8 protein-coding genes are annotated in these 18,569 nt (G+C 38.2%); 2 read left to right on the top strand and 6 right to left on the bottom strand.

Annotated elements, in window-relative coordinates; genetic code table 11:
* Window positions 1-40 precede the first annotated feature (40 nt).
* From ACRD64_RS00900 to ACRD64_RS00875, 6 genes are all read right to left on the bottom strand, one after another.
* On the bottom strand, window positions 41-1,615 hold the full coding sequence (locus ACRD64_RS00900) for a glycoside hydrolase family 28 protein (protein WP_430931261.1): 1,575 nt from the start codon (window positions 1,613-1,615) through the stop codon (window positions 41-43).
* Between the two features lie 281 nt (window positions 1,616-1,896).
* Entirely contained in the window at window positions 1,897-3,720 is a 1,824-nt protein-coding gene (locus ACRD64_RS00895) for a RagB/SusD family nutrient uptake outer membrane protein (protein WP_430931260.1), read from the bottom strand.
* A gap of 25 nt (window positions 3,721-3,745) precedes the next feature.
* Complete coding sequence (locus ACRD64_RS00890) at window positions 3,746-6,745, bottom strand: SusC/RagA family TonB-linked outer membrane protein (protein WP_430931259.1); 3,000 nt, start codon at window positions 6,743-6,745, stop codon at window positions 3,746-3,748.
* 623 nt (window positions 6,746-7,368) lie between these two features.
* Window positions 7,369-10,179, bottom strand: a complete 2,811-nt coding sequence (locus ACRD64_RS00885; RefSeq protein ID WP_430931258.1) for a heparinase II/III domain-containing protein — start codon at window positions 10,177-10,179, stop codon at window positions 7,369-7,371.
* Between the two features lie 953 nt (window positions 10,180-11,132).
* Window positions 11,133-13,565, bottom strand: coding sequence for a glycoside hydrolase family 3 N-terminal domain-containing protein (locus ACRD64_RS00880; protein WP_430931257.1), 2,433 nt, complete (start codon window positions 13,563-13,565; stop codon window positions 11,133-11,135).
* A gap of 1,192 nt (window positions 13,566-14,757) precedes the next feature.
* Window positions 14,758-16,509: a hypothetical protein gene (locus tag ACRD64_RS00875; RefSeq protein ID WP_430931256.1), complete on the bottom strand. Its 1,752-nt coding sequence runs from the start codon at window positions 16,507-16,509 to the stop codon at window positions 14,758-14,760.
* Between the two features lie 141 nt (window positions 16,510-16,650).
* On the opposite strand from ACRD64_RS00875, the gene ACRD64_RS00870 reads away from it, so the two are divergent.
* Window positions 16,651-17,475, top strand: coding sequence for a tyrosine-type recombinase/integrase (locus tag ACRD64_RS00870; protein WP_430931255.1), 825 nt, complete (start codon window positions 16,651-16,653; stop codon window positions 17,473-17,475).
* Window positions 17,475-18,569 (top strand): IS91 family transposase (locus tag ACRD64_RS00865; RefSeq protein ID WP_430931442.1); only part of this gene is annotated, 1,095 nt, incomplete at its 3' end. The genes ACRD64_RS00870 and ACRD64_RS00865, both read left to right, overlap by 1 nt.

Here is an 18,569-nt window from a genome sequence, read left to right as displayed (position 1 = left end):
CGAAATTTCAAATTCAATAACCCTTCAACTGGTACTATTCTTACAATTCCCGCTTCGTACACTCTAGTTGTGAACTTAGCTTTACTGATTTTGTATCTTTTAGGATAAGCTGCTTGTGTTGGCTATCAGGAAGTTCTACTTGATCCATCCTAATACCTTCAACTTGATCGAATACAAAAGCAGGACGATAATCTTCCTTTTCCAAAACCATTTTTACATTCCTAAGTGTAATTCCCTTTGCATGACGCACATACAATCCCCAAGCTGGTAATTCTCCAAACATGGTAAATTCAGGATAACTTTTTATTCCCTCAGGAATCATATTTAAACGACTAAGAGGAACATAAGCCATGCCTTTCGAGGCTCTTCCGGGACATGTAATTTCCACATTTTCAATCACAATATCTTCCACATTATGTCCTGGTATTCCAGTAATAGATGATGGTAATGGATTGTGGAAAAAGCTAACAGCCGGTCCGCGCATATCGTAATCTACATCAGGCCTGCCAAAAGGTACTTGTACCTTAATGTCGTGAATGTGTACATTTTTAACAACCCCTGGCTTCTCACCTCCACGATGACCTAAGCGGATGAAAATCGCATTTCCTGTATTTTCTGCTACAATATTAGAGACTTCTATATTCTCAATGATACCTCCATCAACCGATTCGATGGCAATTGCCGAACGAAAAGTATCGTAAACCTGAATGTTTTTGATGTTTACATTTTTAAAACCACCAAAGGATGCTGTTCCAAATTTAATGGCACTTGCGCTGGAGCGAATCACACAATTTTCAATTAAAATCGTATCATTACAAAAACCTGGATAATATGATTTAAGACAAATACCATCGTCAGCAGAATTTACATCGCAATTACTTATTTTTACATTCGTACAATCCGTAATATCCATCCCATCGTTGTTCCAATAGGCTCTATTTACTACTTTAAGATGATCGAGATTTAAGTTTTCACAAAGTTCAAATGAAAGTCCCCAACAAGCCCCATTGTATAAGTTTAAATCAGTAATGAAGACATTTTTACATTGCGAGAAACGGAATAATTTAGGTCGAGCTGTTTCGTGCGGTCGGTTTCTGCGTATACTGTACTTAGGATCAATAATAACCCCGGCATGATGCAAGCTATCAATCGTTAAAGCCAAGGCTCTGCCTTGTCCGTCGATTTTCCCCTCGCCCGTAATCGTAAAATCATTTGCTTTATGAGCGACCAATAATGCCATCTGAGAGTTATCATCTCTATTAGCCAATTTCGGTCTTCCCGGCATTTCTATCTGTGGATAATCCAATGGGTTTGTACTTCCTAAAAGAACAGCATGATTTTGCAGATGCAAGTTCACATTCGATTTCATCTGCAAACTTCCCGACAAGTACTTTCCGGCTGGAAATACAATGGTTCCTCCTCCTTCTCTGTTTACTTTATCAATTAAGGATTGGATAGCTACTGTATTCAGGGTTTCCCCATCATTAATAGCTCCAAAATCAGTCATTGTATATTTTTTAGGTTTGGCCGAAGCATCAAATCCTGCAATAACTCCAAAAATGATTATTAGCGTAAAAATGCCTCTCCACATCTTATATACTGATCTATTTCCCATAGTCTATTGCTTTACCTCATTCTTATTGAAATCCATCCACCCTTTGTGACAGATAATTTACTTATTCTTTAATCCTGCTGAACCTAGAAAAAACAAACATAAAACGGGAACTAATTTATAGATTCTCATGCTTACTATCTTTTTCATAGATTTTGATATCGCGACTTATGATGCGATTTTTATTGAGTACATGTGAAAATCAAAAAAAGGCAGGCAACAAATGGCCTGCCTTTTTTTAATCATTAATTGTTTAAGCTATATTATTAATAACCTCAACACCTTTAGTATCCATCATTTTGAGAAATAGTTGGTATGGCTCTATCTATCTCGGCTTGTGGTATAGGACGCAGATAATGGTGTTCTTGGATTTCTCCAATTGCCGATGTCCATGGATTCATTGCACTGGCTCTTTCAATCCATTTACCTGTACGTTTCAAATCGTACCAACGGCAAAACTCACCCATTAATTCCCTTGCTCTTTCATCCAAAATCATGTCAATATCCAGATTACCATTCGCACGGTACGAAACTATTTCGAAAGAACTTAAGTTACCTGGTTCCGCAGCACATTGAGGATCTGAACCAATATTAGCTCCAAGCGCCCTGTCTACTATTGTGTTATAATATGATTCTGCGTCACCTAAATTCCCATTGGATGCTCCTTTCAATATGGCTTCTGCTGCAATTAAATAAGCTTCCGATGAGCGAAACAGGACGTAATCTAATGTACCCATTGCATCATCATATTCAATTCCAGGTTGCCAGAATTTCCACATCAATGGTGTTTTATAGTTTTCTTGATGAAAAGGTGTTCCATCCATTATTCCAATCTCATCAATATTAAGCACTCCGTAATGCTTCGTACCACCTACGTCCATGCCTTTTTCTAAATCACTGGCCGGTTTGTTCCAATCAGGAAAAAACAGGACAGTATCCCCAACGGCTATATCTATAGTTGTAGTTGGATCATCAAGATTAGGTACAAAACCATTAACATCAGCTAAGGCATACATTGCTTCTACAAAGTTGTGCTTATAACGAACATCTAATTCTGGGTCAAATAAACGATACATAGCTGGTGTAGTAATGTAATTTCCAACAGCATGTCGATTATAATCGCTTGTTCTACCTAAGGAACCAGGAATATCTTCAGCACTGCCTCCAAAAATAGAGTGGTAGTCATTACCGCCACCATATGACAATACATCATCACTATATTGAACAGCAAATATAATCTCATCATTTCTATCATTTTGCACAGGAAATGTTTCTAACAGTGGATTTTCAGCGTGCAAAGGAAATAGGTTTTTATATTCCGCCTCCAAAGGATAAGCACTAATTACCTTATCGGCATACTCAACAGCTTTATCAAAATCCGAAGCACTTCCTCCGATGCTTTCACCTACCGTATTGGTATAATTCCATCCCCGGGTTAAGTACACTCGTGCCAATAAAAATTGTGCAGCACCCTTGGTAGCTCTACCATAATCTGTATTTCCACTCGTTGGAAGCACAGCTTCAGCTTCGGTTAAGTCCTTAATAATTTGCGTATAAACTTCTGCTGCTGTAAATTTAATAACCTCACGTGAACCTGTCGTAGTTTCCTCAAGCGGCATAGGTATATCGCCAAATTGTTGAACTAAATAAAAATAACAGAAAGCCCTAAGGAATTTTGCTTCACCTGCCCGTGCGGCCAGCAAATTTTCATCCATACCAACAATATCGCTTTGACGTGTAATAGCAGTATTGGTTCTTCCTATTTCTTTGTATAATAAATTCCACAAAGTGGATACGGAACCGTTTGATGAATTAAAACGAACATCATATACATTCAATACACCACCATCATTACCACCACCTGCTTCATTCCATCCTTTACTGGTAAAAACATCAGTTCCAAAAAACACCAATTCACGCTCTTGATGAATATCTCTCAATAAGGAATAAGTTGATTCAATCAAATCATTATAACCTGTTTCATCCACATAATAACTCTCTGTAGTTTGAATTGATATTGAATTCTCTTCCAGATACTCTTCGCAACTTGTACTTGCTAAAAATATTAGTACAATCATTACGAAATATCTTATATCATATTTTTTCATTTTTATAATTTTTAAGTATTACAGATTAAAATGATACATTAACACCAAACAAGTAAGTTGCTGACGATACGTCGTCATTATAAAGACCTGTATTGTATTCAGGATCGATTCCATCAAAATCGTGAAACACAAAAGGATTGGTTACCTGAGCATACATTCTAAGTGAATTGAATCCTAGTCGTTTTAAAATTGGCGAAGGCACATTGTATCCAACGGTTATATCTGAGATACGAATAAAACTTGCATCTTGATATTGAATTGCTGATCGGTAAGGATTAGATACGCCCGGTGCATAATATTCGTTAGATGGATTATCTACAGTCCAGTAATTCAAATTAAGCACATTATATCTTCCCCCATTAACATCACCCATCGTGCCCGACAACATTGAGTTTCGGTAAATTGCTCCCTGACTAGTATAGATTAAAAAGGATAAGTCAAAATTATCGAATGTAAATTTATTGGTCATACCACCAATCCATTTAGCTTGCTCCGAACCTATAATTTTCCTATCATCCTCGCCTGTTCCTGTTGAAATTTTATCATCGTTATTTTGATCTACTACTCTAACAGCACCAGGGACCTGACCGTAAACTGCTGCTTCGTCAGCTTCATCCAATTGCCAAATACCATCAAATTCATATGTATAATGAGAATCAAGTGCTTCTCCTACAAAAAGTCCAGAACTTATATCTTGTTGAATTCCATCACTACCAATAGATACTACCTCGTTTTTATTAGTAGAAAAGTTCAGGTTTGTAGACCATGAAAACCTATCGGTTTTAACATTAACGGTATTCAATGATATTTCGATACCTTTATTGGCTACTTCTCCTATATTTGTTGTAACAGAACTAAACCCTGTTGAGTTTGGTATTTGTTCGGCATAAATTAAGTCAACTGTGTTTCTATCGTATAATTCAATTGAAGTTGTAATCCGGTTATTAAATAAACCAACATCAATACCTAAGTTTATTTCCTTACTCTTTTCCCAACTTAATTCTTTATCCGCTAAATTTGAAGGAGCAAACCCATATGCTGCAGAACCATCAAAATCGTATGCGGTATTTGTTAAACGTGATTGCGTGCTATAAGGACTGACCGAACTGTTTCCAACCAGTCCATAACTCACTCTCATTTTCATAGAAGAAATAGCTTCAATGCCCTGCATAAATTCTTCCTCACTGACTCTCCACGCAACAGCTGCCGATGGAAAGAAATCCCATTTATTTTCAGCACCTAATTGAGATGCACCATCCCATCTATTGGTTAAAGTAACCATATACTTATCTTTATACCCATAAATGAAACGGCCCATAAATGAAAGCAATGATTTTTCGCTTAAGTTCGTTTCTAATTTCGAAATCGTTTCAGCAGTTCCAAACGCATACCAAAGTGAATTGTATGGAAGATCTTGTACTTGACTTTCTAATGTTTCGGTTCTGGTTTGAAAAGCACTCTGCACACCAGTAAACGTAAAATCATGTACCCCAGTTGATTTCTTGTATGTAATAATATTATCCAAAGTATAATTGGAAACATTCTCTGTATTGTAATAAGCTTTTGGTGCCCTCGTCGTTTTCTGAGATTTTGTATACGTTCCTCTATATTGTCCAAACCTTTCTTTATAAACATTTGCCGACAATTGTGACTTAATAGTAAGTCCTTTCAACGGCGTTAACTCAACGTAAGCGTTACCAAAAAAAGTACTTGATAATGTTTCATCCTGAAAGTTCTCGGGATCCGCCTCAACCAATGGATTTAATACTTGCTTGTCATTAATTCCCATCCATGATGCATAACCATTCCAATTGTCATCTTGATTTTCGTCAGGGTTAAGAATGTCATCATACATAATAACGCCTGTCGGCCTGGCTCTAAAAGCACTACGGATTGCTTCATTTGATCCAAGATTTAGTTTGCCATAACTGTAATTTGCGTTAAAACCTACTTTAACAATATCATTCAGCTTACTATCCAAACTACCTTTAATATTGTAACGTTCATATTTTGTTTCTAATAAACTACCCCCTTCATTCAAATATCCGGTTGAGAAATGATAGTTACTATTGTCATTTCCTCCCGCTACAGAAATAGAATGATTGGTTTGCAAACTAGGGTTAGTAACTTCATCAATCCAGTCGGTACTGTTTCCTGAATCCACCATATCAATTTCAGTTGACGTAAAAGACCTGGCCGTTCCACCATTTAGCTCTTTGTCAATTTTAGCCATTTGATAATATTCCTGAGCATTCATCATATCTGGCAGGTGTGCAGGAGTCTTAACACCAACGTAACCATTATAAGTAACTTGCGGAGCACCTTTAGATCCTCTTTTGGTAGTAACAATGACTACTCCATTAGCACCACGAGAACCATAAATTGCAGTTGCAGATGCATCTTTTAGTATATCCATCGATTCAATATCGGTAGGGTTTAATACATTAATATCACCTCCCATCACTCCGTCAATAACAACCAATGGCGCATTGCTATAATCAATTGAGTTTAGCCCTCTAATGTTTAGGTCATATCCAGCACCTGGTCTACTACTTGTTTTTTTAACCGACACCCCAGCCACTTGACCTTGAATGGCCTTTGCAGCCTTAACCGGAGTTACACGAGTGATGTCTTTCGAATCCACTGAACCAACTGCTCCTGTTAAATCACTTTTTTTCATAGAACCATATCCAATGGCAACTACTTCATCAAGGCCAATAGCATCAGCAATCAATTGCACATTTATAGCCGTTTGGTTGCCAACCGTTATTTCCTGATTTGTAAATCCTACAAAAGAAAAAACAAGTGTTGCGGTCGATGAATCCGCTATCTTCAGCGAATATCTACCATCAATATCAGTAATAGTACCTATTGTTGTTCCTTTAACCAATATACTTACACCTGGCAATGTTTCATTGCCTTCATCTGTAACAGTACCGGTTATTGTTCTTTGTTGAGCCCAACCAAATGAAGTCATCAAGCAAGCAATAGCCAGTAACAAGAATCTAGATTTAATTTTTTTCATATACTTTTAATTTTAATTAACATCTCAAATGTATGCTTTCGCCTTTATTCTCGCCTGTATTATTAGATCATTGGCATGGACAAATTATCACCCCTTGATTATGTGCACCTTACAACCCTTTATTCTACATTTGTTAAATTTTATTTAATAATGAATCCAAACCATAATTGAGTTTATGCAACACATATGAACGTTTTTTAAATTAATCTAGATATTTAATTCACGCATATGGACATTCTATTCAAGCATACTATGTTCAATTGAGTTTATTACAACTTTTTGCATTTTATGCGAATCAAGGGCAGAGCCACTTATTTTTTCATTGAGGAAACTCTATATATTGCAAGCTGTAAATCAGCTCTCCTTCTTGTTAAGGAGAGCTGGTTCACGTAATGCACAATGATTTACAGATTAAAACCTTAACCGAACAGCTATATTCCCAAAGGGTTGAACTCATGTTTTAACTCTTGATTGGCATGTTTTATTAAAGTTGATGGAATTCAAGACTTGATGAAAATAAAAAAGCCCGGTTCTTTTCAGAGCCGAGCTTATGTATAGCATATATTAAAATGTTTCGGGATTATACAGAACTTAATTAATCCCATTAAAAAGTTTAGTTCACATTATTTATCCAATACAACAACAACCTTTTGATACGCTTTTTCCAAACGAAAGTCTACTTGGTTAGGATTGTTACGATTTACAAATATATCTTTTTGTGCCATGATTTTTCCGTTTTCATACAATAGCAATTGACTTGGCTTATGTCCTTCGTAAGAAGGTATTTTAACCGCCACAGGGTTATCGTTCTGTATCACATAACCTTCTTCAGTTCGTTCAATACTTATGCAAACAGCTTCGGCATAGGATAGTATACCCCAGTCCTTATAATCAAACTTATACATCCCGGATAAGAATAAAAACGTGGGCATTTTTTCTGAGTCCAATTGTCGAATGACCGAAAGTAGTCCTTTCTGATAAAATCCCTCATCCAATGCAATATCATTTTGCGAAGCATTGGCCACAATCATATCCTTCGTTTTCCCATCCTTATGCGTAATCCTTATTTTTTCCGCATCCGGGCTTTCCTTTAGTTCTAGATAATTAACGGCTAAAACGGAATTAAATTCTCCATGCATATGCGGGTTGAATACAACCGCAAAAGGATTTCTCCACGCTTCTGTTTCTCTCCTTAATATAAGCGTTGGAATTTTCTGCCCTAACATTTCTACAGGAGCTGTGCCTTTTGTTAATGCATTCGATTTTGGGGAAAGAGCGGTAAAAACAGTCTGTTCTTTAGCGCCCTTTATCCACATCTTCATTAAGTTATCCGCCTGACCTTTACTTTTTAACGTAAACAGCGCATTGATATTTTCAGGAGTAACCACTTCCTTTTTATCGGTTAAATAATCGTAAGCTATCATATCACCATGAGATGTCCCTAATTCATCAGTTGCATGTAATGTTAAAGGTTGATCATTGCCGTCGAATAACACAAGTGACTGCCCCAGGTTATGATAAAAATATTCATGTTTTTGATTGGAATTATCCTTTTTCCGCGACCTGAAGACATCTACGATATATCCTTTGCCTGCAGGTGATTTTATCATGGCAGTTAATCGCTGTTGATCGGATAGTGTTTGCGGTTCCATAAAGGATACATTCGAAAAAGATACTTTATCAAAGTCAACCTTACTTTCTCCTGCAATTGGAAAATGATTATCCAATGTAAAAGGATGATAACCACGCATTCTTCCATAGCTAGAAACGCCATCAACAACTACCGTATTATGAGCAGGAAATTGTGAATAATATTCACGATGATCGGTATGCCAATAGCTTGGTCCTTTTGACATGTCGGGCCCCAAAACATAGTTATTGGCATATAACTCCATAGATATACCATTTACATGGGAGTGATTACCAAAAGTTCCAACCGTGGAAACCATCATAGCCTGATCATCTTCTCCCATTCGTTGGATAAACATACTCACATTGGGTGCATAAAAGGTGGGTGTGATTAATTTCTTACTTAATTCCTTTGTTTTTGCAGCATCGGTTTCAAGTAATTGATCGGTATAGAAGAATAAATCAAAAAGGTCTTTGCCCTTTCGTATATATTCACCCTTTTCTATCAATTGTTTCAACAAGCCTGTTATGACTAACTCTTTATCTTTATTATTATATTTTCTATAGTTGGAGATTAATAGTTCGAAATTTTCAGGAGGAATGACTCCATGATGCGCATCCCCGAAAGCCACTGTGTATCCACTGGGAAAAAGATACTGAAAGGCAGCTAATGCAGCTTTTTCGAGGATAGGAAAATTAGCCAGCTCATTTTTATTGGTCGAGTTATCAAGCAAAGTTAATATATGAAGTAAAGAAGAAGTTACATGCAATGAATACGAAGAAGATTCCGGCCATATACCTGTTTTCTGATCATATCCATTAACCGCTTCCTTAATAGACCATTGCCGCTCTGTTGATTGATCAAAAGTATATTTCAGATAATATTCTTGTCCTTTACCGTTGGCATAATTTTTATTTTCGTCAAGTGCTAAAGCAATATGAGTCAAGATATTTGCCTGAAACAAATTCCAATTATTATCCGGGATGCCATTTTTTATGATTTGATCGCCCCATTTCTGAAAAACAGCATAAGTATGGTCAAGGTCTCTGTTATTCTTTAATAAATAGGGATGCAGAAAATCGTATACAAGACTAAGAGATACAACTATTTTATCATGAATCACCTCAAAAGTAGACAAGCCGGATATCCTTTGTTGATTGGAATTATCCAAATCAACAGGGGCATCTCTGTAATACATTCCTTCTATATATTTTAAAAAGACGGGTTCGGCAAATTGGGCGTATTTTTTTTCTCCTGTCAACCAATATAAAAAGGCAGCATCCTCCACCAAAGCCATTATTTTCCGGTTCACACCTTCAATTGCAAACCCAACTTTAGAAGGGTGAACCCACTCTTTTTTATCTGTTTTCTTATGCTTCAGGTACATTCCCCTTTCGTCGTCGAAATAAGGCTCAACCTCTTCAATAGAAGGCGTTCTATAATCAGTTGCCCAATCCCGTGTTCCTGAAAATCGAACAGTTGGTACTGGCGCTTTACCTGATGAGTGAGAAAATTTACCTCCATGTAAAAATACCTTACTATGTTTTGTTTTCCAATTCATCTGTAATCGGGAAACCAACCACTCAGGTTCGTCTTTACATTTCTCGATGTATTTCTCTAAATTTTCTTTTTTCCTCTGTATTAACTGTTTCTTCCACTCTACATTATTGGCAGCCTTTAAAAAGTCAACATTACTTGTGTTCCCTGAATAAATGCGAGGATGATTTTCATTTTTTGCATAGCAATTAGCATTTGTAAAAAACAATATGAGTAATGCTATGAAAATAATCGATTTGATATTCATTGATTTTAATTTATAAATTTGAAATGACGAAGCCAATGTCGTGCATAAAATAAATATTGTTTGAGTTAAAAAATAAAACCCAAGGTAACACGAAGTTATGCCATGGGCTAAATCATAGCAGGCCCAGCCTAATGAAATTAATTTTTCAACATATAGCTATCTATGTTTATCTCCATACAAAAATACCTCTGCAAGTCTGCGGAGCATGTTTTTCGCACAAAGCCTATGTCGTACAAGTTAACAATCTTCAACATGAAACATTTTCACTCAGTTGAAACATCTATGCTCTCCTCTAGCCAGAGCACTGTCATTATAATTAGGAAATTCACAAAGTTAATTTCTTAATATCGTGACGTCGTCCCAAACCTACTTACTTTTTTTCATTGCCAAAAAAAGTAAGCTAAAAAGTCTAGACCAATAGAATCCTTCCTCCCGCACCGGCCTTCAATTCCTGCCGTCACACATCCATTCCGAATCAAGTTCGGAACAGGCTCTCAAGTGCATCCTCGAAGACCTCTCGCTAACTCGGGCTCGGTCTATTGCTCTGGTCAACCCTGCTCTTATTTACAGCTCCAAAATCATTCTTAAATCTTAACTTAATGACATTGTATAGCCGGAGGTGCTTTTACTTTTTTTCTGCAGGCAAAAAAAGCCTGCCTGTTGGCAGCAGACAGGTAAACAAAAAAGCCCGCCGACTGCACCACTTACTTACCCAATAATGCAACGCTCCGGGAAAAATTCAAAGATTTACAACTTTGGTTCTAAATTTATCTTTCCTACACCCTTGCAGTGGGTCCCAAGCTTTGTACTGAGGTCGGAGCCTAACTTGAAACTTCGCATAGTTGAAGTCGACAAAAATTATCTTTGATAACCTGTCCCTAACTTATATTTGGGAGCCTATCCCGTTTCTTTTTATGGCTTTATCAATAGTTGCCCTAAAAACCTAACACAAGCTAATAGCTCAATATTTCAAAACTTCCGTTTAGTTTTATATCAGTAGATGAACTACCTACCTTTATGTTAAACATACCTGATTCAACGGTCCAGTTCATATTCTTATCCAACAATTGCAAATCCTCAGGGTGTAATGTAATTTCAACAGTCTTTGTTTCGCCTGGCAATAAATGTACACGTTCAAATCCTCTGAGTTGAGTTTCGTATGTTGTTACACTACTAACCACATCTTCAAGATACAATTGTACAACTTCATCCCCTTCACGTTCTCCTGTATTCGTTACTTTGAAGGAAACATGAATATCGGACTGGAAAAGTGAGCTTGTTGGATCAATCTTTAAATCGGCATACTCAAAGGTTGTATAACTTAATCCGTATCCAAAAGGATATAAAGGTTCCGTAACACGTGTTGTTCCATAACCGTTTCCAACATTTTCAATCTGACCACCATGAGAGCCTCTTTTAAATGGGAAATTTAAAGGTATTTGTCCTGTTGATTTTGGAAATGTAACGGACAATTTACCTCCCGGATTATTATCTCCAAACAAGGTTTCTGCAATAATATCTCCTGAAGAAGTACCAGGAAACCAAGCTTCTAATATGGCAGGAATGTATTTATTCTCCCAATTAATGGTAAGCGGCTGCCCGTTAATTAACACCAATACTACAGGTTTTCCGGTGGCATAAAGTGCTTTCACCAGTTGCAATTGTCTGCCTGGCAGTTGCAAACTAGTACGAGACTTGCTTTCACCTACTCTTTTTTCATCTTCTCCAACAACTGCAATGATAATATCTGATTTTTTAGCCTGTTCAACAGCTTCGTCAATACCAGCTTGCTCCTCGCTTGTTAGCGCAACATCCATCAATTCACTTTCGGGCCAGCTGGCATCTATCACCTCACAGCCCTTTACGTAGTTGACATTAAGCTTTTCTGCTCCGTATTTTTTAATACCCTGATATACCGAGACTGAAGCATTTGCTGCAGGACCATATCGACTAAAGGTATAGCTTGTTTCATCCGCCAACGGCCCCGTTACTAATACATTTTGCAATTGATTAATATCCAATGGGAGCAGATTATTCTCATTCTTCAACAAGACCATCGACTCACGTGTAATCTGCCTTGAGATTTCTTCGTTTTCATCGGTATGAACCACTTTATTGGCAAGTTCTGTATCTTTAATAATAGGACTGTCGAATAATCCCAGTCGCATTTTCACTTTTAGCACGTCAGCAACACGCGCATCAATCGTCTGCATCGAAACTTTTCCCTCTTTAATAATCTCTCTTAAAGGTTCAATAAAGGTTTCGGGAGTTCTAAAAGTTGTTCGCACATTTAAGCCCGCTTCCACCACTTGTCGAACTGCTTCTTTATAATCTTCGGCTACATTGTGCTTATCAGAAAGATACTCTACCGCCTCGCTATCCGAGACCACATAACCATCAAAGCCCATTTGTTGACGTAATAACTCAGTTAAAAAATAATAACTTCCCGTTACAGGTTCTCCATCATAATCGTTATAACTACTCATTACACCCATTGGCTTAGCCTCTTGTATCACCTTTTTAAAAGGATAAAGATATAGTTGGTGCATTTCGCGTGGTGCCACATGTGGATCAGTTCTAGCCTCTCCATCACGAGCTCCTTTAGGTACACTATAAACAGCAAAATGCTTTATCGTAGCAGCTACACCAGCTGATTGAACCCCTTGTGTCATCTGAACCCCCAACTCTGCAATATGAAAAGGATCTTCTCCATAGCATTCTATTACTCTCCCCCATCGAGGATCGCGAGCAACATCCAGTATGGGTGCATAAATATTGGTATACCCTAAAACCTTAGCTTCACGGCCAACCATCTGTCCTGCTTTATAAACCAAATCTTTATTCCACGTTGAACCTATACCAATTGGAGCAGGAAGAGGAGTGGCTTTTTTATGACACAAACCATGCACGCCTTCGTTGGTAAAATCAACTGGAATACCCATTCTGGTTTCTTCAATAAACCATTTTTGTATAATATTTATAGCCTCTGCATGATTGCTAAAAGGATAAGCATGCTCGGTATGGGTATAAGCCCGATTTTGAATGGTATTCAAATGTTCATCAATATTAGCAATACCATCTTTCCACACGCGGCTTTTCCATTTTTCGTTGGGCAATTCATCTTCCAACACTCTTGAAAAACCATAAAGCGTAGCCATCTGGCAGGTTTTCTCCTCCATGGTCATCTGCGATAAAAGATCCGTTACCCTGTCGTCGATATTTTGCGTAGGATCTTCAAAAATATCTTTTACCCCATTTTTATTAAAGTCAATCCACCCTTTATGATAGATTTTCTGTTTATCTTTTTTTACGCCAGCGGATGTCAATAGTACTAGACATAAAGTAGGTAAAAACAACTTGTAAAATTTTATTCCAGATAGATTCATAGTATTTTGTTTAATAATAATCAAAGCCTTACTCTTCGCGTGTATATACATTACAATAATAAAAATCAAAGTTATAAGCTATGCGGTGCTTAGGCATGGATTTTATACCCGCAGGCATGGACATATGATTCAATACATTAATTTTAGCCATTTCTATTAAAAAAATCACCTACAAAATTTTGATAAAGCTCGGCGCTCCATGAACATTTTCAACTACAGCCAATGCTCTATCTATTTCTTTTTTTGTCCCTCTTAACAAAAGAGAAACCGCGCCTTCGGCACCTTCCATCCTCCAGAACCATAACGAATGACTTCTTGGTTCGCAAATTGCTTAATGGCTTCTCCTTCTGTGAACAATTCTCACTTAACACATCAGAGCCATGGTGTTTTCCAATCCATATTTTCACTTTCAATTTAGCTATACTCTCCAATAAAATCCAGATTCTGAAAAAATTCTTTTTCTACACCTACAAGCATAATCAAGCGTAGTTTTTTTTCTGAATAACGAGATATAAATTCGCGACTATTCCTGTAATTAATACCCCATCCACATTGTCCTCATCCACGCATGGTAAAAAATTCTGCCAGAGAATTAACTTTAACCAAGAGAACGCTGAATGGACAAAAAACAGGGCAATTCAAAGTAGGAAAAGTTTATTGGAATGCAGTATAGCACTTGACATTGATCTTTTAATAAAATTATCATGGCTTTTATTTATAACTTTATTGCTAAAGACTAAAGTAATGTAATATATGGACCATCAATATAATACACATCCCAAAGAATATTAAACTTGTTGCACATCTTAGTACCTTTCAATATAAACGATATATGAAGCTTCTCAAATAGAGAACCTCCAAGGCACCGAGCACAGTAGGTTCACGAATATTTTTTATTATATAGTTAGGTTCTGGCATATAGTTTAAAGTAAATTAGTGACCTTTGTGCCTTTGTGCCTTTGTGGTAAAAAACAAATGGATTTGTTGCACTCCTGGTTAATCCCCATCTCCAAACCTTTAGCGTGGAACTTCCTCCTGAATACGAGTTTGGGACAGGCTCTTGCGTTCAGGAGCAGACGGAAGAGCCATTTGCACTTTACTTACGATTTTCTAATTGGCATTGAAAAATTTCAACTTTTGGAACAACCCCAAATTCGTTTTAATATATAAATATACCATCAGACACTCATGCCTAATTTGTTTTCTCTATGATAACAGAACTACCAAAAGCTTCACCCAGCTTAACTTTAATATCACTTCCGTTTCCTTTCAGGTTTGATATGATCAAGGTTTGCTTCCTACCGTCTTTTAAATAAACAGTAAGTTCTTCTGAAGATTTTGATTCTATTTTTTCGATAGCTGATTCTCCTTTATATGGCTCCAGAACAGTTAGGTAAACGGCTTCTTTTTGATTTACCCTAATAGCTATGGCTTTGCGATTAGGGTTGTTTTTCACCCACTTTTGTTTGCCTCCGTTAGGATATTTAGCGATTAGCAACTCCGCTTTTCGCGGCCATATGTGATGAACATCCAGCTTTGCTCCTCCATCATCAAATTCAACCTTGCTGCCCTTGTTGGTCAAATACCACTGTCCTTGCGTAAAATATTTGTATGGGGATTCATAGTCTGTGTTTACCGTATCCAACACTTCACCATGCTTTTTAGCCCCTTCTATATTTTTAAACCCAACTGGATGGAGCATCCAATCGTAAGTGTGTTTTTGGGGTGCTTTCATATAATCGGCCAAAACCACATAATCGTCGGTAACAACAGCTAACCGACGTTGAAGGACTGGCTTAAATTCCGGGTCAAATTCTTTATCATCCCATGGCGGAAACTTCTCAATGTTAAATGTCGGAATCTTTCGCCAACGGGCGATAGTTTGCGTAACGCTCACTTGCATCTTATCTCCGGCATAAAACAGGAGTTGCTCTGACGGAAGGGCTTCCTGCTGCAATTCATCGACCACCACCATATTATGAGTTAAGGATGTTTGCACACATTCTTTATATCCTGGTTTACCATATCCAAACCAGGCCATTTCGGTACCAAAGTATTTGTATCCATAACGATCTAAGGCCAGCATTCCTGTTCTATCGAACTGTCCGTGCCAGCCTCCATGCGTACCATATTTAAAATAAGCCTGAATCTGCTCCTCTCCATTTTGCCCTTCTTTTTGCGATCGAAGAGCTGAAATACCTACATTTGGCGCGAAAGCTGATTCTGTACGTGGATCTTTTACATCAGGCAATTCGGTAACTCCATACATTAAAGAAACCCATGAACTACGATTTGTTTTACCCAACACCCATGCCAATTCTTCCATACCATATTCACGATAAGACAGTTCATAGAATGGGTCGGGGTATGTTGCCTGCGAATCGTTGCTTGAAACCACGGCTGCATTTTCATCCATAAACGGGACGTAAGGACTTACCATATCTTCTAAACCTCTCGTACTTTTCCCGGCAGGTCCCCAATTATCGAATTTCATGCCCGTGAAACCTTCCTTGGCATTTTCAAAATCCTTGCTTTTATATTTCGCCGGAAAGCGTTTGTGATACAAGTCCCAGCCGTAATTTTCAAAAGCCTGGGCAACCAAACAATAACGTTGTGCTACCAGGTAACAGTAATTTACCGTACTTTCGAACCACCAACCATCAGCCATTACTCCTTTGCCTATTTGATCGGCCATACCACCATCAGCATAGGTCAGATGCTCCACCTCGGCCAAATCCTGCAAGTAGATAGCCACCAAAATAGCCCCTGCATTGGCACTGCCCTGATGGTTCATAATACCAATGGAAGTCATATGATGGCGATTTTGTTTCAGGTAATGACGGAAGATATCTACAATGTTTTTATGTTCCGTTTCCGAAAGTTCACTGTAGATAATGTCGCACGCTGCTGCCAGATGCAAAAAGAAATTGCCTTCATGAACCATAACACCTGTTGAACTAAACCTCCTTCGTCGGTAGATGGAGGTTTAGTTCGTTAAAAAACCATACATTTGGTTTTCAACTATTTTAATACATTTTAAAGATGAAAAAAAAGTACAGCAACACCAAAGAGTGTTGAAACATTATTGCACGCATTGCATGTGAGAATGGAAGTCGAGCACTTCTCAAACAGTTCCATCAATAACTATCTACGGTCAACCAGCCTGCTATGCTCTTTTTCCGGTAAACTCCCTGATGCGCTGGGGGAAAACGACCTCTATGATTTCCTGTTCTGGCTAAAAAACGACAAGAAACTGAGCCGATCCACGGTGCGTAACTACCTGCAAGGTTTGCGGTTTATGTACAAAAGCATTTACAAGCGTATCGATATCATTGATGACATCCCCTATCCTAAAGCCACCAAATACCTGCCAGAGATACCTGCCGGAAGGGAGGTACTGCAGCTCTTTAACGCAGCCCAAAGTCCCAAGCACAAGCTCCTGCTCAAGGTGATCTATTCGGCCGGGCTCAGACGAAACGAAGTGATCAACCTGAAAATCGAACATCTCGACTTTAAAAACCATCGTCTTTACATTAAAGACAGCAAGGGTAACAAAGATAGGTATACTATTTTGGCCAAATCTTTGGTGCCAGAGATAAAAAGTTATCTGCAAAGGTACAATCCGCAAGTATATCTTTTCAACGGCAGGTTTAAGGGGCAACCTTATAGCGAATCTGCTGTTAAATGGGGGTTCGAATATGCCCTTGACCGTTCCGGCATTACAAAACAGCTAACGCCTCATTCCCTTAGACACGCTTTTGCTTCGCATTTGTTGGCCATGAATGTTAATATTGTCACCATCCAAAAGCTTCTTGGGCATGACAGTATCCAAACTACCATGGTATACCTCCAGATCAATATGGAGCAGGGTTTAGAGTCGGTAGAATCCCCATTGGACAAGCTACAATGATGGGCCTTCCACGAACAGGCTTTGAGGTTGGTGATATTATCAGAAAACATAAGCATCCTCTTATTGAATCTGGCTATTTGAACGCCCATAAGAAAAAAGTGTTTACGAACCTGGCCAACTGTCGTACTGCCATATTAGGTTACCATAAGGACAAATGCGACAACGCAGATTGTTTGCATGAGCAATTTTCATACAACAGCTGCAGGGACAGGCATTGCCCCAAATGCAACGGCCTTAAAAAAGAACGTTGGATCTTGGACCGCGAGGCTGATCTTTTGCCCGTAAAGTATTACCATGTGGTATTTACGCTGCCCGAACAGGTCAATGCTTTATTTGTCGCACACCCCAAATCAATGTACAAGATTTTGTTTCGGGCAGTATCGGACACGGTCAAACAGTTTGCCTCAGACCATAAACATCTAGGGGCGCAAACAGGCATGGTGGCTATTTTACATACCTGGGGGCAAAACCTGGCTTTTCATCCCCATATACATTGTATCGTGCCTGGTGGTGGGCTTACCCCTGGCAACAAATGGAAAAACACTAAAAGCAACGGCAAGTACCTATATCCGGTTAAAGCATTAAGCGGCGTTTTCAGGGGCAAGTTCTGCGATTACCTGATAGAACTCCACAGAAAGGGTGATATTACTTTAGATGTCCCTTTTGATCCGGAACGTAAATACCTTCATCCTTTTTACAAAAACAAATGGGTGGTGTATGCCAAGTTACCTATGTACAATGCCAAGCAGGTTGTTGAGTATCTCGGAAGGTACACCCACAGGGTTGCCATAAGCAATCATCGTATAAAAAAAACGGATAATGAAAACGTTAGTTTCTCTTGGCTGAATTACAAAACCTCAAAGGTGGACATTATGCATCTTTCATATCTGGAATTCCTCAGAAGGTTTTCTATGCATGTTCTGCCTTCGGGGTTCATGAAAATACGGCATTACGGTATTTTGAGTTCTTCTAAGAAAAAAGAATGCCTGGAAATAATCAGGGAGGCTTTGCAGGTAACTGCGCCTGGATCTAAAAAAGGTATTGCATGGCAAGAACTTTTCATCATGCTCTTTGGGCATCCCCATGATCAATGT

Origin of the sequence: Saccharicrinis sp. 156 (assembly GCF_050589685.1) — a bacterium.
GTDB lineage: Bacteria > Bacteroidota > Bacteroidia > Bacteroidales > Marinilabiliaceae > Saccharicrinis.
Note: the sequence above shows the minus strand (reverse complement) of the source record. Positions and strands in the feature narration are given on the sequence as shown.

Coding starts and splice junctions, on each gene's coding strand:
- ACRD64_RS00900 (WP_430931261.1), bottom strand. CDS start 1,615: ATGGGAAATAGATCAGTATATAAGATGTGGAGAGGCATTTTTACGCTA.
- ACRD64_RS00895 (WP_430931260.1), bottom strand. CDS start 3,720: ATGAAAAAATATGATATAAGATATTTCGTAATGATTGTACTAATATTT.
- ACRD64_RS00890 (WP_430931259.1), bottom strand. CDS start 6,745: ATGAAAAAAATTAAATCTAGATTCTTGTTACTGGCTATTGCTTGCTTG.
- ACRD64_RS00885 (WP_430931258.1), bottom strand. CDS start 10,179: ATGAATATCAAATCGATTATTTTCATAGCATTACTCATATTGTTTTTT.
- ACRD64_RS00880 (WP_430931257.1), bottom strand. CDS start 13,565: ATGAATCTATCTGGAATAAAATTTTACAAGTTGTTTTTACCTACTTTA.
- ACRD64_RS00875 (WP_430931256.1), bottom strand. CDS start 16,509: ATGGTTCATGAAGGCAATTTCTTTTTGCATCTGGCAGCAGCGTGCGAC.